The 17,173-nt window shown below is 71.8% G+C and carries 19 protein-coding genes and 1 riboswitch; of the genes, 11 read left to right on the top strand and 8 right to left on the bottom strand.

The features are described 5' to 3' along the window. Nucleotides 1-121: 121 nt before the first annotated feature. From AB0I21_RS29755 to AB0I21_RS29740, 4 genes are all read right to left on the bottom strand, one after another. Nucleotides 122-610 (bottom strand): hypothetical protein, encoded by a 489-nt coding sequence (locus tag AB0I21_RS29755; RefSeq protein ID WP_360566073.1) that lies wholly within the window; start codon nucleotides 608-610, stop codon nucleotides 122-124. Between the two features lie 53 nt (nucleotides 611-663). Further along, complete coding sequence (locus AB0I21_RS29750; RefSeq protein WP_360566071.1) at nucleotides 664-1,395, bottom strand: histidine phosphatase family protein; 732 nt, start codon at nucleotides 1,393-1,395, stop codon at nucleotides 664-666. 33 nt (nucleotides 1,396-1,428) lie between these two features. Then, nucleotides 1,429-2,265, bottom strand: a complete 837-nt coding sequence (locus tag AB0I21_RS29745) for a TIGR03943 family protein (protein ID WP_360566070.1) — start codon at nucleotides 2,263-2,265, stop codon at nucleotides 1,429-1,431. A 162-nt stretch (nucleotides 2,266-2,427) separates the two neighbouring features. Then, complete coding sequence (locus tag AB0I21_RS29740; protein WP_360566098.1) at nucleotides 2,428-3,423, bottom strand: permease; 996 nt, start codon at nucleotides 3,421-3,423, stop codon at nucleotides 2,428-2,430. Nucleotides 3,424-3,471: 48 nt separating this feature from the next. On the opposite strand from AB0I21_RS29740, the gene AB0I21_RS29735 reads away from it, so the two are divergent. After that, on the top strand, nucleotides 3,472-3,894 hold the full coding sequence (locus tag AB0I21_RS29735; protein WP_360566068.1) for an XdhC family protein: 423 nt from the start codon (nucleotides 3,472-3,474) through the stop codon (nucleotides 3,892-3,894). A gap of 4 nt (nucleotides 3,895-3,898) precedes the next feature. Here AB0I21_RS29735 and AB0I21_RS29730 read toward each other — a convergent pair whose 3' ends face one another. The 3 genes from AB0I21_RS29730 to AB0I21_RS29720 all read right to left on the bottom strand — a co-directional run bounded on the left by AB0I21_RS29730 (nucleotide 3,899) and on the right by AB0I21_RS29720 (nucleotide 6,276). Further along, entirely contained in the window at nucleotides 3,899-5,281 is a 1,383-nt protein-coding gene (locus AB0I21_RS29730; protein ID WP_360566066.1) for a glycine--tRNA ligase, read from the bottom strand. A gap of 146 nt (nucleotides 5,282-5,427) precedes the next feature. Next, entirely contained in the window at nucleotides 5,428-5,922 is a 495-nt protein-coding gene (locus tag AB0I21_RS29725; protein WP_360566064.1) for a hypothetical protein, read from the bottom strand. Nucleotides 5,923-5,952: 30 nt separating this feature from the next. Continuing rightward, entirely contained in the window at nucleotides 5,953-6,276 is a 324-nt protein-coding gene (locus tag AB0I21_RS29720; protein ID WP_344511921.1) for an antibiotic biosynthesis monooxygenase, read from the bottom strand. A gap of 47 nt (nucleotides 6,277-6,323) precedes the next feature. Between AB0I21_RS29720 and AB0I21_RS29715 the strand changes: the two genes are divergently transcribed. The 5 genes from AB0I21_RS29715 to AB0I21_RS29695 all read left to right on the top strand — a co-directional run bounded on the left by AB0I21_RS29715 (nucleotide 6,324) and on the right by AB0I21_RS29695 (nucleotide 9,512). After that, nucleotides 6,324-6,572: a DUF6703 family protein gene (locus tag AB0I21_RS29715; protein ID WP_360566062.1), complete on the top strand. Its 249-nt coding sequence runs from the start codon at nucleotides 6,324-6,326 to the stop codon at nucleotides 6,570-6,572. Nucleotides 6,573-6,611: 39 nt separating this feature from the next. Then, the gene (locus tag AB0I21_RS29710; protein WP_360566060.1) at nucleotides 6,612-7,367 is read left to right on the top strand and encodes a metal ABC transporter ATP-binding protein; all 756 of its coding nucleotides are present in this window, start codon (nucleotides 6,612-6,614) and stop codon (nucleotides 7,365-7,367) included. Between the two features lie 163 nt (nucleotides 7,368-7,530). After that, on the top strand, nucleotides 7,531-8,412 hold the full coding sequence (locus AB0I21_RS29705; protein ID WP_360566058.1) for a metal ABC transporter permease: 882 nt from the start codon (nucleotides 7,531-7,533) through the stop codon (nucleotides 8,410-8,412). Nucleotides 8,413-8,432: 20 nt separating this feature from the next. After that, nucleotides 8,433-8,729 (top strand): metalloregulator ArsR/SmtB family transcription factor, encoded by a 297-nt coding sequence (locus AB0I21_RS29700; protein ID WP_344511929.1) that lies wholly within the window; start codon nucleotides 8,433-8,435, stop codon nucleotides 8,727-8,729. Nucleotides 8,730-8,873: 144 nt separating this feature from the next. Then, nucleotides 8,874-9,512: a hypothetical protein gene (locus AB0I21_RS29695; protein ID WP_360566056.1), complete on the top strand. Its 639-nt coding sequence runs from the start codon at nucleotides 8,874-8,876 to the stop codon at nucleotides 9,510-9,512. A gap of 408 nt (nucleotides 9,513-9,920) precedes the next feature. Here AB0I21_RS29695 and AB0I21_RS29690 read toward each other — a convergent pair whose 3' ends face one another. After that, the gene (locus tag AB0I21_RS29690) at nucleotides 9,921-11,837 is read right to left on the bottom strand and encodes an acyl-CoA dehydrogenase family protein (RefSeq protein WP_360566054.1); all 1,917 of its coding nucleotides are present in this window, start codon (nucleotides 11,835-11,837) and stop codon (nucleotides 9,921-9,923) included. Nucleotides 11,838-11,989: 152 nt separating this feature from the next. After that, nucleotides 11,990-12,096: riboswitch (TPP riboswitch) on the top strand. A 75-nt stretch (nucleotides 12,097-12,171) separates the two neighbouring features. Here AB0I21_RS29690 and AB0I21_RS29685 point away from each other — a divergent pair. The 5 genes from AB0I21_RS29685 (at nucleotide 12,172) to AB0I21_RS29665 (ending at nucleotide 16,989) form a co-directional block, all read left to right on the top strand. Next, nucleotides 12,172-12,738, top strand: a complete 567-nt coding sequence (locus AB0I21_RS29685; RefSeq protein ID WP_360566052.1) for an ECF transporter S component — start codon at nucleotides 12,172-12,174, stop codon at nucleotides 12,736-12,738. A gap of 17 nt (nucleotides 12,739-12,755) precedes the next feature. Continuing rightward, nucleotides 12,756-14,084, top strand: a complete 1,329-nt coding sequence (locus AB0I21_RS29680) for an ATP-binding cassette domain-containing protein (protein WP_360566051.1) — start codon at nucleotides 12,756-12,758, stop codon at nucleotides 14,082-14,084. Then, nucleotides 14,081-14,818, top strand: coding sequence for an energy-coupling factor transporter transmembrane component T (locus tag AB0I21_RS29675; RefSeq protein ID WP_360566049.1), 738 nt, complete (start codon nucleotides 14,081-14,083; stop codon nucleotides 14,816-14,818). The genes AB0I21_RS29680 and AB0I21_RS29675 overlap by 4 nt, the downstream gene beginning before the upstream one ends. 111 nt (nucleotides 14,819-14,929) lie before the next feature. Next, nucleotides 14,930-16,612, top strand: a complete 1,683-nt coding sequence (locus AB0I21_RS29670) for a PHP domain-containing protein (RefSeq protein ID WP_360566047.1) — start codon at nucleotides 14,930-14,932, stop codon at nucleotides 16,610-16,612. Beyond that, the gene (locus AB0I21_RS29665) at nucleotides 16,612-16,989 is read left to right on the top strand and encodes a hypothetical protein (protein WP_360566046.1); all 378 of its coding nucleotides are present in this window, start codon (nucleotides 16,612-16,614) and stop codon (nucleotides 16,987-16,989) included. Before AB0I21_RS29670 ends, AB0I21_RS29665 begins: the two co-directional genes overlap by 1 nt. The last annotated feature ends 184 nt before the right edge of the window (nucleotides 16,990-17,173 follow it).

Below are 17,173 nucleotides of genomic sequence, written 5' to 3'. Positions count from 1 at the left end.
CGCCGGTCGGTCAGCCCCGCCGGTCGGTCAGCCCCGCCGGTCGGTCAGCCCCGCCGGTCGGTCAGCCCCGCCGGTCGGTCAGCCCCGCCGGTCGGTCAGCCCCGCCGGTCGGACGGCCGTGTTACGAGGTGGGAGTGTGACGGGCGGCGAGAAGGCCGCGGGCCACCAGGAACGCCCTGGCCTCGGCGGCGGCGGCCGGGGGCAGCTCCGTCCATGGCAGGACCAGCGGGTTGATCTTGGCAACGGTCAGGATCCAGAACTCGGGTGTCTCCTTGACCGCCTGGACCGACTCCCAGGTGTACCCGACGTTGAGGCTCTTGGTGTGCGCCTGCACGTCGACGTCGGTCAGGTCGTACGTCACCGTCTCGCCGAGCAGGCCGGTCTTCGCCTGCGCCGCGGCGCGCGAGACGAGCCACGGGAAGCAGAACACCCCCGCGCCGATCGCGGCCGGCGCGGCACCCGACGCGACGTCATTGGCGAACATGACGATCCCGACAGCGGCGAGGACCGCCCCCAGGACGTACAGGCGCAGCAGCTTGCCGCCCATGGTGGCCCTGATGGCTCGACGCGCCCGACCCGGCTCCGGCTCGACCGTGAAGCTGATTCGCATCTTTCCCCCATCGACGCGCACACGGTACACCGGCGTGATCGGCACCGGGGGCCTCACATCCCGTCGGTGGCGGAGCCGACCGTCCAGGAGACCCGGTTGTAGTCCTCTAGCTCCAGCCGGTCGCCGGACTCCGCCACCCGGTAGGTCGTGACGCCGCAGTTCGCCGGCGTCTGACCCTCCGGCCAGCGCTGCGCCTCCTGGTAGCCCCACCGCTCCAGCAGGAACCGGAAGCACCGCAGCGTCCCGCCGTGCGTGACCACCATGACCTTCTGCCCCGCCCGGTCGCGGAACAGCGTGTCAAGGAACGTGTGCACCCGCCCCGTCACGTCCGCGAGGCTCTCCCCGCCCGGCGGCCGCGCCATGAACCCGCCGAACGTCTGCCAGTACTCGTTCAGCCACGGGAACGCCGCTTCCGCCTCCGCCGTCGTCATGTCGTAGGCGAAGCCCGGATCCCGCTCCCGCACGAAGATGTTGGTCCGGACCCGCATCCGCTCCCGCTCCGCCACCGGATACGCCGCGAGCAGGCCCTCAGCGGTCTGCACCGTCCGCGCATACCCGCTGGTGTACACGTAGTCGAACACCCCGAACCGCTCCCGGATCGCGTGTCCCGTCTGCTCCGCCTGCTTGCGCCCGTCGGCCGTCAGCTCGATCAGGTGATCCGGCACGCCCCGCACCACCTGCCGCGCCGCGTCGTCGGCGAAGTAGACGCTGCCCTTCTTCGCCTGGTTACGCGCCGATTCGGCATGCCGCACGAGCACCAGCAACGCCGGCCGTTTCGCTTCCATCTCCGGATGCCTCTTCTCTGAACGTCGGCTCGGTCAGGACTCGTACTGCTCGGCGGGCGCCTGGATCGCGGTCGAACCCGACACCTCGATGAACGGAATGGTCTCGCCGTTGACGGTGTCCTTCAGCTGGCGGTCGGTGTACGTGCCGGTGAGCCGCAGCCACTGCTCCTCGCGCAGCCCGTCGGGCAACTGGCCCGCCAGGGCGACCTTGACGGGACGGGCGTCGGCGGCGCAGCAGCTGACCATCATCCGGGCCAGGAGCCAGGTGCCGCCGGGGCCACGCATCGCGAAGCCGGTCAGCTCGACCCGCCGGTCACCCAGCGACGTGCCGCGGTCGAACACGGCCCTGGACGCATAGTCGAGCATGGTCAGCTTGACCGGATCACCGGCCGGCAGCGGCGCGAAGTCGGACTTCGCCACCAGCGCCGCCCCCGACCGACCGGCCGCATACGAACCGAGCGCGGGCGGCGCGACCAGCAACAGCCCGAACACCGGAAGCAGCAGCAGCCACGCGACCTTCGGCCCACCGCTGCCATGCCCGTGCCCGTCGTCATCCTGCCCGTGGCCGTCGTCCTGCCCGTGCCCGTGCCCGTCGTCGTGCTTGTCGTGCGCCGAGACGCCGGCCGCGCCCTCCAGGACACCGGCGGAACCCCCCGACGCGCCGGCAGCGCTCTCCGCGACGGCGAGCCTGGCGGGGCGCATCTCGTACCAGAGCGAGAAGACCCCGGCGAGCACCAGGATCGCCCCCGACAGGATCAGGTACGGCTGCAACCCCGGCTTCACATAGTTCAGGTACTGGTCGGTGAGGCTGGCCCGCAGCACCGCACCACCGACGAGCAGCAGAATGACCGCCTGCGCCTGCCTGTTCACACCAGCACCGTCCCGCCCGTCGCCGACATTCTCTCCGCATTCATGACCGCTCCCAAGGACCGCCCCACGACCCGCCCGCCGCCGGTCCTCCCGCCGCGCCCATCACGCCAACCCCACCCGCAAACCCCACCGCACCCACGACAGCGGCCTTGAAAGGCGCGGTCATAGCAGGACTGTCCCGACCAGGGCGGACACGGCGACCGCGAGGACGAACGTGGCCGGGGCGAAGCGGATGGCGAAGCCGCGGCCGAAGATGCCGGCCTGCATGGCGAACAGCTTCAGGTCGATCATCGGGCCGACGACCATGAAGGCGAGGCGGGCCGTCAGCGAGAACTGGGTCAGCGAGGCGGCGACGAAGGCGTCGGCCTCCGAGCAGATCGACAGCAGGACGGCGAGCAGGCCGAGCACCAGGATCGCGACGAACGGGTCGGCGGCGAGGCCGGCGAGCCAGGACTTGGGCACGGCGACGGCGATGACGGCGGCCGCGGCGGCGCCGATGACCAGGAAACCCCCGGCGTGCAGGACGTCGTGGCGGACGCTGGCCCAGAACGCCGGCCACTTCCGCATCCCGTCGAGGTGCGCCCGGGAGGGCATGCGCAGCCAGCTGCCCTTGCCGAACGCCTGCCACAGCCAGCCCATCAGGCACGCCACGACGAGGCTGGCGAGGGCGCGGGCGACGACGACCCGCGGCTGGCCCGGGAACGCGACGGCGGTCGAGACGAGCACGATCGGGTTGACCGCGGGCGAGGCGAGCAGGAACGCGAACGCGGCCGCCGGGGTCACGCCGCGGCGGACCAGGGCGCCGGCGACCGGCACGGACGCGCACTCGCAGCCGGGCAGGACGACGCCGGCGACGCTCGCGGTCGGCACGGCCAGGGCGGGGTGCTTCGGCAGCGCCTTCGCGAAGAACGACGGCGGCACGAAGACGGCGATGACACCCGACAGCACGACCCCGAAGACGAGGAACGGGATCGCCTGGGTCATGACCGACACGAACACCGTCAGCCAGGTCTGCAGCGCCGGCGCCGACAGCGACTCGGTGAGCGGGTCGCGGAACAGGACGACCAGCACGAGCAGCGCGGCGAGGACCTCGACCGAACCGATCCTCCGCCGCCGCGGTCGAGCGGCGGCGGCCGGAGAAGATGGCTCCTGTGTCATCGTCACGCCTGGAGGCTACCGTCCAGGTATGACAGTTCGGCGAACCGCATGAACACAACACGGGCGCTGGTGGCGGTGTTCGACACCCCGGTCGCCGCGCACCTGCTGGACTTCGCGACGACGCTCGGCTTCCGGGTCGCCCTGGCCGACCCCGGCCTCGAGGGCGTGGTCGTCGACGCCGACACCGATGTGGTCGTCACCGATCACGACCGGCCGGAGCTGGGTGCCGTACTGCGCGACGCCCTCGCCTCGCCGGCCCGCTGGATCGGCGTGATGGGCAACCCGAGGCACCCCGGACCACACGTCGAAGCCCTGCGTGGCCTCGGTGTCCCCGACGACGAGATCGCCAGGGTGCACCGCCCGATCGGCCTGAACATCGGCTCGAGGACGCCGCCGGAGATCGCGCTCGCGACCCTCGCCGGGCTCGTCGCCGACCGTAACGGCCGACCGGGCGGAACCGACTTCCGATAAAGCGCTAGCAGCCGGGCAGGCGCTCGATCAGGTAGGTCTCGACCTGGTCGAGCGACACCCGCTCCTGCGCCATCGTGTCGCGGTCGCGGACGGTGACGGCGTTGTCGTTGAGCGTCTCGAAGTCCACGGTCAGGCAGAACGGCGTGCCGATCTCGTCCTGCCGCCGGTACCGGCGACCGATGCCCTGCGCGTCGTCGAAGTCCACGGTCCAGCGCTTGCGCAGCTGGGCGGCGAGGTCGCGCGCCTTCGGCGACAGGTCCGCGTTGCGCGACAGCGGCAGCACGGCCGCCTTGACCGGGGCGAGCCGCCGGTCGAAGCGCATGACCGTGCGCTTGTCGACGGTGCCGCTGGTGTTGGGCGCCTCGTCCTCGTCGTACGCCTCGAGCAGGAACGCGAGGACGGCCCGGGTGAGGCCGGCGGCGGGCTCGATGACGTAGGGGACCCAGCGCTCCTTCTTCTCCTGGTCGAAGTAGGACAGGTCGACGCCGGAGTGCTTGGAGTGCGTGGTCAGGTCGAAGTCGGTGCGGTTGGCGATGCCTTCGAGCTCGGAGAACTCCTGGCCACCGAAGCGGAAGCGGTACTCGATGTCGACGGTGCGCTTCGAGTAATGCGACAGCTTCTCCTTCGGGTGCTCGTAGAAGCGCAGGTTGTCGGCGGAGAGGCCGAGGTCGATGTACCAGTTCCAGCGCTCCTGGAGCCAGTACTCGTGCGCCTCCTCGTCCTTGCCCGGCTCGACGAAGTACTCCATCTCCATCTGCTCGAACTCGCGCGTGCGGAAGATGAAGTTGCCGGGGGTGATCTCGTTGCGGAAGCTCTTGCCGACCTGCGCGATGCCGAACGGCGGCTTCTTGCGCGCGGCGCCCTCGATGTTCTTGTAGTTGACGAAGATGCCCTGGGCGGTCTCGGGGCGCAGGTAGTGCAGGCCCTCGTCGTTCTCGACAGCGCCGAGGTACGTCTTCATCAGGCCGTTGAACATGCGCGGCTCGCTGAAGGTGCCCTTGTTGCCGCAGTTCGGGCAGTTGATCTCGCTGAGGACGAACGGCTTGCCCTCGCCGTGCTTCTCGACGAACGCCTCTTCGAGGTGGTCGGCGCGGAAGCGCTTGTGGCACGACGCGCACTCGGTCAGCGGGTCGACGAACGCGTCGACGTGGCCGGAGGCGACCCACACGTCGCGGGACAGGATGACGGCGGAGTCCAGGCCGACGATGTCGTCGCGCTGCTGGACCATGGTGCGCCACCACTGCCGGCGGACGTTGTCCTTGAGCTCGACACCGAGTGGGCCGTAGTCCCAGGCGGACCGGGTGCCTCCGTAGATCTCGCTGGACGGGAAGACAAAGCCGCGGCGCTTCGCGAGGCTGACGACGGAATCGATGCGATCGGCGGCCATGGTTCCTCCTCGGCCTCACGGCGACTGGCTGTCGGCAAGGCATGCAGAAATTTGGTCAAGACGGGTAAACCGTCAACGTCCACGTCGACGGTACGGTTACGCCCAAGCGAGCCGCACCAGATTAACCGCAGGGCCACGCGGCGGGATCAGTCGACCCCTCCGCAGATCACCCACCGGGTCGTCTGCTGCTCCATGGTGAAGGTCATCAGGGTCTCGGGCAGCCCGCGGCGCTTGACGGTCGCCGGGACCTGCACGAGGTTCACGTCGACCTGGTCCTCGTGCACGGCATAGGCGATGATCTCCGAGCCCTTGTAGTGCTCCTCGTACCAGGCGAGGCTGTGGCTGCGCTGCAGCTCGGGGCACAGGTGCCCGCGGGCGGTCTCGTACTCGGTCGCCTGGACGGCGCCCAGGTAGTCGTCGACGACGCTGGTCAGCTGGGAGCGGGCGACGCCCTCCAGGCCGGAGAGCAGGAACCCGCCGCCGAGGACGCCGCCGACGCAGCACAGGACGAGCACGAGCCCGCCCACGCCGAGGCCGATCCACAGGCCGCGCAGGTCCCGGTCACGGGGCGGCGCCGCGAACGGCGTCACCACACCGGGGCCGGGTGGCGGCGCCGGCACCTCGGTCGGCGAGGGCATCATGCCCCCAACAGTAGCCAACTACCCCATCACCTACGCGCGGTCGCTCGCGGTGACCGTGAGCGCGCCGCCGGGGGCGACCTCGGCGAGCTCCTCGAACGCCGACGGCTCGTCGAGCGACTGCGCGAGCAGCGGCGTCGCGTGCATCTTCACGTCGAAGTTGGACAATGCCCGCCGGTACGCGCCGACCGACTGCCACTCCGTGACGATGCTCCAGTGCGCCGGGTCGTCGAACGCACGGGCCAGGCGTCCACGGAGATACCCTGGGCAGGCCGCGAGCGCACCGAGCGCGGCGTGGGCCCGCTCGACGAAGCCTTCGTCGTCACCGTCCAGCACGAACCTTGTCACCACCAGCATGACGCGAGCATACGGACGCGCATTCGGACCCTGAGGAGCTGCCCGAGATGACCCAGCGTGTTCTGTCCCGGCTGGGCCGGATCGGCCCGACCGCGGCGTTCCTCGGTGTCGGCGCGCTCACGTTCCTGGGGCTGGTCCTGCCGGGCGCGCTCGGCGCCGTGGTGCTGCTCGCCCTGGCCGCCGGCGCCGGGTGGCTGCTCGCCCAGACGTGGCACCTGCACCCGTCCCGCGCACGGGTGATGCGGCTGGTGGTCCTCGGGCTCGTGGTGGCCGTGGCCGTCGTGAAGCTCACCTGAAGTTGACAACGATTCCCATTATCAGGCACGCTCGGCGGCGTGGTACTTGAGGTGGACCGGGCCGTCGTCGCCTACGACGGCCGACCAGTGCTCGACGGGGTGACGCTCGGCGTCGCCGCCGGCGAGGTCGTGGCGATCCTCGGTGCCAACGGCTCCGGCAAGTCCACCCTCGTGAAGTCGGCACTGGGTCTGGTACCCCTCGCGAAGGGCGAGATCCGCCTCTTCGGCACCCCGCTCAAACGGTTCCGGTCCTGGCACCGCCTCGGCTACGTCCCGCAGCGCGTCGGCGCCGGCAGCGGCGTCCCGGCCACGGTCGGTGAGGTCGTCGCGGAAGGACGGCTCGCACGGCGGGGGTTCCTGCGCTTCCCGTCCCGCGCCGACCGGCGCGCGGTCGAGGAGGCGCTCACCGCGGTCGGGCTCGCCGACCGCGCCCGCGAGCCCGTGTCGGTGCTGTCCGGCGGGCAGCAGCAGCGGGTGCTCATCGCCCGCGCCCTCGCCGGCGCCCCCGAGCTGCTGGTCCTCGACGAGCCGACGGCCGGCGTGGACGCCGGCAGCCAGGAGGCGTTCGCGGCCTGCCTGCACCGCTTCGCCGACCAGGGCGGCACCGTCGTCTTCGTGGCGCACGAGCTCGGCCCGCTGCGGCCGCTGATCACCCGCGCGGTCGTCGTGCACCACGGCGAGATCATCCACGACGGGGCACCCCCGGAGCCCGCCGGCCACCACGCCGAACCCGGCCACGACCACGTCCACCCCCACGCCGCCGTCGAGGCGCCCGGCCTCCTGGGCAGCGCATGAGCGGCCAGCGCAGCGGCTCGGGCCGCGAGTCAGCATGGCAGGTCGCGCTCAGGCCGACGCCGGAGCGCAGCGGAGGTGGCGGCATGAGCCCCGACCGGCCGCCGCTGCGACCGGGACGCCCTGCCGGGGCCTTGATCCGCGTCGGCGCACCGAAGGTGACGGCATGAGCCTCTTCACGTACGACTTCATGATCCGCGCTCTCGTCGGCGCGCTGATCACGGGTGCGTCGGCGCCCGCCATCGGCATCTACCTCGTCCAGCGGCGGCTGTCGCTGATCGGCGACGGCCTCGGCCACGTGGCGCTCACCGGCGTCGGGTTCGGCCTGCTGCTGCACCAGTCGCCGGTGCTGATGGCGGTCGTCGCGGCGGCCCTCGGCGCCGTCGTCATCGAGCTCGTCCGCGAGCGCGGCAAGACCTCCGGCGACGTCGCCCTCGCCATGCTGTTCTACGGCGGCATCTCCGGCGGCGTCGTCCTGGTCAACCTGTCCGACGAGCAGGGCAGTCGCAGCCTCGTCACGTACCTCTTCGGCTCACCGCTGACGACGAGCCGGCAGGACCTGACGGTGATGCTCGTCCTGGGCTGCGCGGTGCTCGCCGTCGCCGTCCTGCTCCGCCCGTGGCTCTTCGCCGTCTGCCACGACGAGGAGTACGCGCGGGTGTCCGGCCTGCCGGTCCGCGCCCTCAACCTCATCCTCGCCGTCACGACCGCCGTCACCGTCACCGTGGCCATGCGGGCCGTCGGGCTTCTGCTGGTCAGCGCCCTCATGGTCGTGCCGGTGGCGACCGCGCAGCAGATCACCCGCGGCTTCAAGGCGACGATGCTCGTCGCGGTGCTGCTCGGCCTGACCGTCTCCGGCGGCGGCATCTGGATCTCCACCGAGGCCGACACCGGCCCCGGCGCCACCGTCGTCCTGCTCGCCATCGCCGGCTTCTTCGTCGTGACGGTCGGGGCCGCGGGCTGGAGGGCGGCGCGCCGTCGTACAACAGCCGGAAACGCCACCGAGGAGCGCTCCACACCTGAGGTGGTGCTCGACCGTGGTTACTGACAACGGTTACCGTTGCGCACATGTCGAGCATTGAGGGTTACGAGGCGGCCGGCGAGCTGTTGCGTGCCCTCGCCGCCCCGCTGCGCATCCGCATCGTGACCGAGCTCGCCGGCGGCCCCCGCTGCGTCCACGAGCTCGTCGACACCCTCGGCGCGCCGCAGCCACTCGTCTCGCAGCACCTGCGCGTCCTGCGCGGCGCGGGCGTGGTGCGGGGCTCCCGCCGGGGCCGCGAGATCGCGTACGCGCTGACCGACGACCACATCGCCCACATCGTCGCCGACGCCGTCTCCCACGCCCGGGAGTCGACCGGTTCCTGACGTCGCACGTCGATCGGCTCCTCACCGCTGCACGTCGACCGGCCCCTGACCGTTGCACGTCGACCGGCTCCGGACCGCTGCACGTCGATCGGCCCCTGACCGCCACACAGTGCGGTCACAGCGCCTGTCCGTCAGGCTGGAACGGTGAAGCTCTATGCCGACCGTGCCCCCACCGCCCTGCGGCAGTTCCTCACCGACGTGTTCGTGGTCGTGTGGGTCTATGTCTGGGTCAGGCTGGGGATGACGCTGTTCGACCTCATCCAGAAGCTGGCGGTGCCCGGGCAGAAGCTCGAGAGCGCCGGAAACGGGCTGGCCGACAATCTCAAGGGCGCCGGCGACAAGATCAACGGCGTGCCCGGCGTACCCGACTCGGTCGCCGCCCCCTTCACGAGCGCCGCGAACGCCGCCCGCTCCCTCGCCGACGCCGGCCACCAGCAGCAGGAGATCGTCAACGACCTGGCCTGGATCCTGTCGGTCCTGATGATCGCGGTGCCGGTCGCGATGCTGGTCCTGGTGTGGCTGCCGCTGCGGATCCGCTGGATCCGCCGGGCCGGCTCGGCGGCCCGGCTGCGCAACGCCACCGCCGGCCGCGACCTGCTGGCCCTGCGCGCCCTGGCCACCCAGCCGCTGGGCAAACTGGTGAGGATCGACCCGGAGATCGCCGCCCTGTGGCGCAGGGGCGACAAGCAGGCGGTCGAGGCCCTCGCCACCCTGGAGCTCCGCAGCCTCGGCCTGCGACCTGCGGTGACATCGTCTAGTGAGCGCGCCGTTACCCATTTGTAGATCAATTAGGCGCGGTGGAGTAGCGTGTTGGTGAAGCGGAACGCCGACGCGCCGCCCGGCTCGATGCCGGCCTCGGGTCGCCCCGAGCCCGGCCTAGGCGGAGCGACGACGCCCCGCTCGCAAGCAGCCCGCCCGCGCGCGGGACACGGGCGTGGCGGCCCGCCTCGTGCGCGGCATGATCGGTAAGCAGCCCGGCCGCACACGCAAGGCACGGGCGTGCGAGACGCAGGCATGGGGTGGCGGCCCGCCCCGGGCGCGGCCTGATCGCAGGCAGCCCGCCCACGCACGCGAGAGACTGGCCGCCCGCGTCTCGCGTGGACGGGCACGGGCGGCCAGCCGGGTCTCCGGCCGACCACCCGCGCGTGCGGACGCCCGTACATGCGTGCGGACGCCCGTACGCCGTGGAGGTCAGAAGCGGCGGCGGACGTCCTCCGCGGCCGACGCGCCCGGCTCCCAGTCCGCGAGCCACGGGCCTGCGGCCGCGGGCGGGATGATCCCCTCCTCCAGGGACAGGTAGCGGCCCGCGATGACCCGCTTCGCGGCGGCGGACTCGATGGCGTCGGCGTTGTCCCACAGCTCGCGGAAGAGGGCCTCGGCGCGCAGGGTGGCCTGGCGGCAGAACAGGTCGGCGAGCTCGACCCCTTCGGGCCGGGTCGCGCGCTCGCTGCGGGCCTTCACGCACGCCGCGGACATCGCGAAGAGCTCGGCGCCGATGTCCACGACGCGGCCCAGGAAGCCCTGCTTGTGTTCGAGTTTGCCCTGCCAGCGGGCCATGCCGTAGAAGGTCTCGCGGGCCAGGCGGCGGGAAGCGCGCTCGACGTAGCGCAGGTGCTGGGCGAGCGGGCCGAATTCGCTGTAGCCGGACGGCAGCTGGCCCTTGCCGGCGACCAGGGTCGGTAGCCACCTGGCGTAGAAGCCGCCGGCCCGGCCCGCGGCCTTGGCCTTCGCGCCCAGGCCGGCGTCGGGGTCGATGATGTCGCCGGCGACGGAGAGGTGGGCGTCGACGGCCTCGCGGGCGATCGCCAGGTGCATGATCTCCGTCGAGCCCTCGAAGATGCGGTTGATCCGCACGTCGCGGAGGATCTGCTCGGCCGGGATGGGGCGTTCGCCGCGGGCGGCCAGGGAGTCGGCGGTCTCGTAGCCGCGGCCGCCGCGGATCTGGACCAGCTCGTCGGCGACCTTCCAGGCCAGCTCGCTCGCATACAGCTTGACCAGCGCGGCCTCGATGCGGATGTCGTTCTGCTCGTCGTCGGCGAGGCGGCAGGACAGCTCCAGCATCGCCTCCATGCCGTACGTGGAGCCTGCGATGAACGCGATCTTCTTCGCGATCGCCTCGTACGAGCCGATCGGGCGGCCCATCTGGACCCGTTCGGCGGCCCACTCGCGGGCGACGTTGAGGCACCACTTGCCGGCGCCGACGCACATGGCGGGCAGCGACAGCCGGCCGGTGTTCAGGGTGCTCAGCGCGATCCGCAGGCCCTGCCCCTCGCCACCGATGACGTTGGCGGCGGACACCCGCACGTCGTGGAAGCGCGTCACGCTGTTCTCCAGGCCGCGCAGGCCCATGAACGCGTTGCGCCGCTCGATCGTGACCCCGGGCGCGTCGCCCTCGACCACGAACGCCGTGATGCCGCCCCGGTGCCCCTCGGAACGGGGTACCAGCGCCATCACCACGAACAGGGTGGCGAGGGTGCCGTTGGTGGCCCACAGCTTGACGCCGTTGAGCAGGTAGTCGCCGTCCCCGGTCGGCACGGCGGAGGTGCGCAGGTTCGCCGGGTAGGAGCCGACCTCGGGCTCGGTCAGCAGGAACGCGGACACCTCACCGCCGGCAAGCCGGGGCAGGAAACGGGCCTTCTGCTCGTCGGTGCCGACCAGCTTCAGCGGCTGCGGCACACCGATCGACTGGTGCGCCGACAGCAGCGCGCCGATCGACGGGTTGACCGACCCGACCAGCGCGAGGGCGCGGCAGTAGTCGAGGTTCGACAGCCCCAGGCCGCCGTACTTGGTGTCGATCTTCATCCCGAAGGCGCCGAGCGAGCCCAGGTCGCGGAGCACCTCGTCGGGGATGCGCGCGTCGCGTTCGATCTGCTGCCCGTCGACGCTGCTGATGTACGAGTGGAGCTTCGCCAGGAACTCCTGGCCTTCGGTGGTCTGCTTGTCGGCCGGCGGTGGGTCGATCAGGTCGAGGCGGAAGCGGCCGAGGAACAGCTCCTTGCCGAAGCTCGGCTTGCGCCATTCCTGCTCGCGGCTGGCCTCGATGACCTTGCGCGCCTGTTTCTCCGTGTGCGTGCTGCTAGCGGTGGGCGAGGAAGCGACCTGCGTCATTGCGGCACCCCCAGGTGTCAGTCCAGTACCGACCAGGCTATTACCCGCCAGTAGCGAAGGCCATGCCTCGCCGAACAGGATCAAGCGCCGTGATTTTCATGACGGGAACCTACGAGTGGGAAACGTTCACTGTTACCGTCGGGAAACAACTTCACATCCGACAGGGGAGCGCACAGCGCTGAGAGTGCGGCGAGCAAGCCGCAGACCCTCGAACCTGATCTGGGTAATGCCAGCGCAGGAAGCTCGGTCACCTCAGGCCACGCGCCACGTCCGCACCCGCGGGCGTGGCGTCGCGTCTCCTTCTGGCTCACCCCCGGACCAGGAGGCACCGAAAATGGAAACCCGTTGGCGGACCGTCGACATCATCGTCGCGTCGGTCATCGCGGTGGCGTTCGCCGCCGTGTTCTACGCATGGAACAACCTGTGGAACGCCATGGAGAGCGTCGCCCTGCCGTGGCGCGCGTTCATCTACGGCGTGTGGCTGATCCCGGGCGTGCTCGGCCCGCTGGTCATCCGCAAGCCGGGCGCCGGGCTCTACACCGAGTTCGTCGCGGCGCTGGTCTCGGCCCTGTTCGGCTCGACCTGGGGTCTCGGCGTGCTGCTGTCCGGTCTCGTGCAGGGCGTCGGCGGCGAGTTCGGCTTCGCGTTCACCGGCTACCGCAGCTTCAAGCTCGGCAACGCCCTCGTCGCCGGCACCCTCGCCGGGGGCGGCGCGGCCCTGCTGGACCTCAACATCTACTACGGCGCGTTCAGCAACACCGACAAGGCCCTGTACGCGGCGATCGTCATGGTCAGCGGCGCGGTCATCGCCGGCGCCGGCTCGTGGGCGCTGCAGCACTCGCTCGCCACGACCGGCGTCCTGGACCGCTTCCCCTCGGGCCGCGAGCGGGCCGCCGTCTAGGCACGTCTCAGCAAACAGTGAGCACCGTCGAGTTCAAGGGATTCGGGTGGCGGCACGCCGGGCGCAAGGCCTGGGCGGTCCGCCACTTCGACCTGCGGATCGAGCACGGCGAGCGGGTCCTCCTGGCGGGTGCCTCCGGCGCCGGCAAGAGCACCCTGCTCGCCGCGCTCGCCGGCCTGCTCGCCGAGGACTCCGGCGAGCAGGAGGGCGAGGTGCTCGTCGACGGCGCGCCGGCCCGGCAGCGCAGGGCGGGCACCGGCATCGTCTTCCAGGACCCGCAGACCCAGCTCGTCATGAGCCGCTGCGGCGACGACGTCGCGTTCGGCCTGGAGAACCGGGGTGTGGCCCGCGACGAGATCTGGCCGAGGGTCGACGCCGCCCTCGCCGCCGTCGGCTTCCCGTACGACCGCGACCGCGACACGGCCCAGCTGTCCGGCGGTGAGCAGCAGCGGCTCGCGATCGCCGGCGTGCTCGTGTCGCAGCCGCGGCTGCTCCTGCTCGACGAGCCGACCGCCAACCTCGATCCGGCGGGTGCGCAGCTGGTACGGGCAGCGCTCGCGAAAGCTCTGCACGAAGTCGACGCCACCATGATCCTCGTCGAACACCGCCTCGAGGACGCGCTGACCCTGGTCGACCGGGTGGTCACGCTGGGCGAGGAGCAGGAGCCGCTCGTCGTGCCGCACCGTCCCGGCCCCGGTGCCGGCCCGGTCCTGCTGACCGCGGAGCGGCTGGCGCTGCGGCACACCGGCAACGTCGTCGACGAGGTCGTCCGCGCCGGCGAGGCCCTCGTCGTCGAAGGCCCCAACGGCGCCGGCAAGTCGACCCTGGCGCTGCTGCTGGGCGGGTTGACGAAGCCGGCGAAGCCCGGCCGGGTGCACGCCCCCGGCGAGCGGCGGCCGCCGCACCGCTGGCGGGCCTCGAAGCTCGCCGGCCGGATCGGCTCGGTCTTCCAGAACCCGGAGCACCAGTTCGTCACCTCGACCGTCCGCGACGAGCTGCTTCTCGGCGGCCGCGACCCGAAGGTCGTCGACGACCTGCTGAGCCGGCTGCGCCTCGACCGGCTCGCCCTCGCCAACCCGTACACCCTGAGCGGCGGCGAACAGCGCAGGCTCAGCGTCGCCACGGCCCTCGCCGCCGCCCCGGACCTGCTGATCCTCGACGAACCGACATTCGGCCAGGACCCGCGGACGTGGCGGGAGCTGGTCGACCTCCTCGCGGACCTGCGGGACGAGGGCCGCGGCCTGGTGATCGTCACCCACGACCGGGACCTCGTGCGGGCGCTCGGCGACCGCCGGCTGCGGCTGGACCACGTCGGCGACCGCCGGCTGCGGCTGGACCGCGCATGACCGCCTGGCTGCGCCGTCGCGACGCGACCGCGAAACTGCTCGCGGCGGCGCTGCTCACCGCCGCCGTGCTGTCGACCGTCGACCCGTTCGTCACAGCGGTCGCGATCGGCGTGGAGCTGGCGCTGCTGCCGCTCACCGGCCTGAGCGCGGCGCAGCTGTGGCGGCGCGGGTGGCCGCTGCTGCTGTCCGCGACCGTCGTGCTCGTCTTCACGGTGCTGCTCGGCGCCCGTACGGGACCGGTCGTCGGCACCGTCGCCGGCTTCGAGGTACACGAGCCGGCGCTCGGCTACGCGCTGCGGCTCATCGCGATCGGCCTGCCCGGGTTCGTGATGTTCGCGACGATCGACCCCACCGACCTCGCCGACTCGCTCATCGCGCACGTGAAGGTGCCGCCCCGGTTCGCGATCGGCGCGCTCGCCGCGTTCCGGCTCGTGCCGCTGCTCACCGACGAGTACCGGCTGATCCGCCTCGCCCGGCGGGCCCGCGGCATCGACGCCGGTTGGAACCCGGTCGCGCACCTGCGGCTCGCGGCGTCGGCGACGTTCGGGTTGCTCGTCGGCGCGATCCGGCGCGGCATCCGGCTCGCCACCGCGATGGAGGCCCGCGGCTTCGACCGGGGGCAGCCCCGCACCAGCGCCCGCGAGACCCGTTTCGGCTGGTCCGACGGGTCGGTCGTGCTCGCCGGCGCGACCCTCGCAGCGGCATTGATCTTGCTGAAGTTCGTGCATACATAGCCACGTCGCTACCTGATGTTCGTTCAGGCGGTCGAGATTCCCCGGTGAGGACCATCGACTCTGAACGGAGCCCCCAACATGGGCCACGGCCACCACCATCACCACGAGGACATGCCGCAGGCTGCCGGCGACGTCCCCGCGGTGCTCGACGCCTCGATCCCCGACAGCGAGCTCTCCCCCGGCGACGTCTCCCGCCGCGGCTTCCTGCGCCGCGCCGGCCTGCTCGGTGCCGCGGCCGCGGCCGGCGGTGCCCTCGCCGGCGCCGGGACCGCGCACGCCCACGGCGACGACGACCACGCCGGCTTCGACGGCTACGACCGGCACGGGCACGGCCGCCCGCTGGGCAACGGCTACAAGTGGCTCGCCGGCGACCACCACATCCACACCCAGTTCTCCAGCGACGGCATGTACCGGGTCTCCGACCACGTGCGGCACGCCTCCGCGTACGGGCTGGACTGGATGGTCATCACCGACCACGGCAGCACCGGTCACGTGAAGATCGGCGTCGACAAGGTCAACCCCGACATCCGGGCGGCCCGCGACGACTACAAGGACGTCCTCGTCTTCCAGGGCCTGGAGTGGAACATCCCGGCCGCCGAGCACGGCACCGTCTTCGTGCACCCCGGCGCCAACGAGGTCGCGGTCCTGAAGGAGTTCGAGAACACGTTCGACGGCTCCGTCGTCGGCGCCGTCGACCCGTCCCTGGTCACCGAGGCTCTCGCCATCGCCGGCGTGAAGTTCCTCGGCGAGCAGGTCACGAAGCGGCGGGTGCAGGACGCGCTGTTCCTGGCCAACCACCCCGCCCGTAACGGCATCGACTCGCCGCACGAGATCCGCGGCTGGCGCGACGCCAACCCGCGCATCGCGATCGGCTTCGAGGGCGCCCCCGGCCACCAGGCCGCCGGTATCGCCAAGCCGACCGGTGGCGGCTCCGCCCGCGGCTTCTACGGCAACGCGCCCGGCGCCTCCTCGTTCCCCGGCTACCCGCTGGAGAGCTACCGCACCTGGGGCGGCTTCGACTGGATGACCTCCACCGTCGGCGGTCTCTGGGACAGCCTCCTCGCCGAGGGCAAGGCGTGGTGGATCACCGCGAACTCGGACTCCCACGTCGTCTACGAGGAGACCGCGAAGCGTCCCGACAACACCGACTTCAACGCCAACGGCTACCACTTCGACCCGGTGTACGGCCAGCCGGCCAGCCTCACCCCCGGTGACTTCTGGCCCGGCTACTACAGCCGTACCCACGTCGGCGCGCGCAACTTCGGCTACGCCGCCGTCATGGAGGCCCTGCGGGCCGGCCGCGTCTGGGTCGACCACGGCGGCCTGATCAGCGCCCTCGACGTCCAGGTCCGCGCGGGCGGCTCCGGCGTCACCCTGGGCGACTCACTGGTGGTCCGCCGCGGCCAGCGCGCGGAGCTCACCATCCGCATCAAGCTGGCGAACACGCCGAACTGGGCGAACTTCGTGCCGACCCTCGCCCGCGTCGACGTGATCCGCGGCGCCGTCACGGGCGCCGTCTCCGACAAGGACACGTTCAAGGCCCCCGACACGAAGGTCGTGAAGTCCTTCGAGGTCAACAAGTCCACGGGCACGGTCGCGTTCACCTACGACCTCGGCCCCGTCGACCAGCCCTTCTACGTCCGGCTGCGCGGCACCGACGGCAACCGCACCGCCCCCGGCTACCACGGCCCGGCGGTCGACCCGGCAGGCCCCGCGATCGACGTCGTCGGCGACGCCGACCCGTGGAAGGACCTCTGGTTCTACGCGAACCCGATCTGGGTCTACCCCCGGTAATGGGATTTCCCGACGTCACGGCGGCCGACCACCACATCCTGGTGGGCGGCCGCCCCGCGTTCACGTACTTCGAGGGCGGCGAGGTCCAGGTCGGCACGGGCACTGCGCCGGAGGGCGCCCGCGCCGTCCTCTTCCCCGGCTGGGAGAAGCTCACCGGCGTGGTGGCGGTCTCGACCGTACTGGCGGACTCCGCCATCGACCGCGTCGTCATCCTCGGCGGCCTGACCGCCGTCCCGGAGATGCTGATCGACACCGGCGACTTCGTCCGCCCCATCTGGCGCGACGGCGTGCTGACCCTCGTGACCCAGTTCGCCCGCGGCGGCGTCCTCGTCCCGTTCGAGTCCGCCTCCCAGCGCCCCTGCTGCCAGGACCACTGATCTTCGCCGGCGGTGCCGTCTCCAGCCCTGCCGGGGACCACACCGCCGGCGAGCGCCACTCCTGCCAGGATCACCGACCACCGCTGGCCGGCTGCGGGGCTGCGGGGCTGCGGGGCTGCGGGGCTGCGGGGCTGCGGGGCTGCGGGGCTGCGGGGCTGCGGGGCTGCGGGGCTGCGGGGCTGCG

It is taken from the genome of Dactylosporangium sp. NPDC050588, assembly GCF_040654975.1.
GTDB lineage: Bacteria > Actinomycetota > Actinomycetes > Mycobacteriales > Micromonosporaceae > Dactylosporangium > Dactylosporangium maewongense.
The sequence above is the reverse complement of the archived record's forward strand: the minus strand, read 5'-3'. Positions and strand labels throughout refer to the sequence as shown.

Bases quoted from the DNA above. Each gene is read 5' to 3' on its own strand.
- AB0I21_RS29755 (WP_360566073.1), bottom strand. From the start codon at position 610: ATGCGAATCAGCTTCACGGTCGAGCCGGAGCCGGGTCGGGCGCGTCGA.
- AB0I21_RS29750 (WP_360566071.1), bottom strand. From the start codon at position 1,395: ATGGAAGCGAAACGGCCGGCGTTGCTGGTGCTCGTGCGGCATGCCGAA.
- AB0I21_RS29740 (WP_360566098.1), bottom strand. From the start codon at position 3,423: ATGACACAGGAGCCATCTTCTCCGGCCGCCGCCGCTCGACCGCGGCGG.
- AB0I21_RS29735 (WP_360566068.1), top strand. From the start codon at position 3,472: ATGAACACAACACGGGCGCTGGTGGCGGTGTTCGACACCCCGGTCGCC.
- AB0I21_RS29730 (WP_360566066.1), bottom strand. From the start codon at position 5,281: ATGGCCGCCGATCGCATCGATTCCGTCGTCAGCCTCGCGAAGCGCCGC.
- AB0I21_RS29725 (WP_360566064.1), bottom strand. From the start codon at position 5,922: ATGATGCCCTCGCCGACCGAGGTGCCGGCGCCGCCACCCGGCCCCGGT.
- AB0I21_RS29720 (WP_344511921.1), bottom strand. From the start codon at position 6,276: ATGCTGGTGGTGACAAGGTTCGTGCTGGACGGTGACGACGAAGGCTTC.
- AB0I21_RS29715 (WP_360566062.1), top strand. From the start codon at position 6,324: ATGACCCAGCGTGTTCTGTCCCGGCTGGGCCGGATCGGCCCGACCGCG.
- AB0I21_RS29705 (WP_360566058.1), top strand. From the start codon at position 7,531: ATGAGCCTCTTCACGTACGACTTCATGATCCGCGCTCTCGTCGGCGCG.
- AB0I21_RS29700 (WP_344511929.1), top strand. From the start codon at position 8,433: ATGTCGAGCATTGAGGGTTACGAGGCGGCCGGCGAGCTGTTGCGTGCC.
- AB0I21_RS29690 (WP_360566054.1), bottom strand. From the start codon at position 11,837: ATGACGCAGGTCGCTTCCTCGCCCACCGCTAGCAGCACGCACACGGAG.
- AB0I21_RS29685 (WP_360566052.1), top strand. From the start codon at position 12,172: ATGGAAACCCGTTGGCGGACCGTCGACATCATCGTCGCGTCGGTCATC.
- AB0I21_RS29675 (WP_360566049.1), top strand. From the start codon at position 14,081: ATGACCGCCTGGCTGCGCCGTCGCGACGCGACCGCGAAACTGCTCGCG.
- AB0I21_RS29670 (WP_360566047.1), top strand. From the start codon at position 14,930: ATGCCGCAGGCTGCCGGCGACGTCCCCGCGGTGCTCGACGCCTCGATC.
- AB0I21_RS29665 (WP_360566046.1), top strand. From the start codon at position 16,612: ATGGGATTTCCCGACGTCACGGCGGCCGACCACCACATCCTGGTGGGC.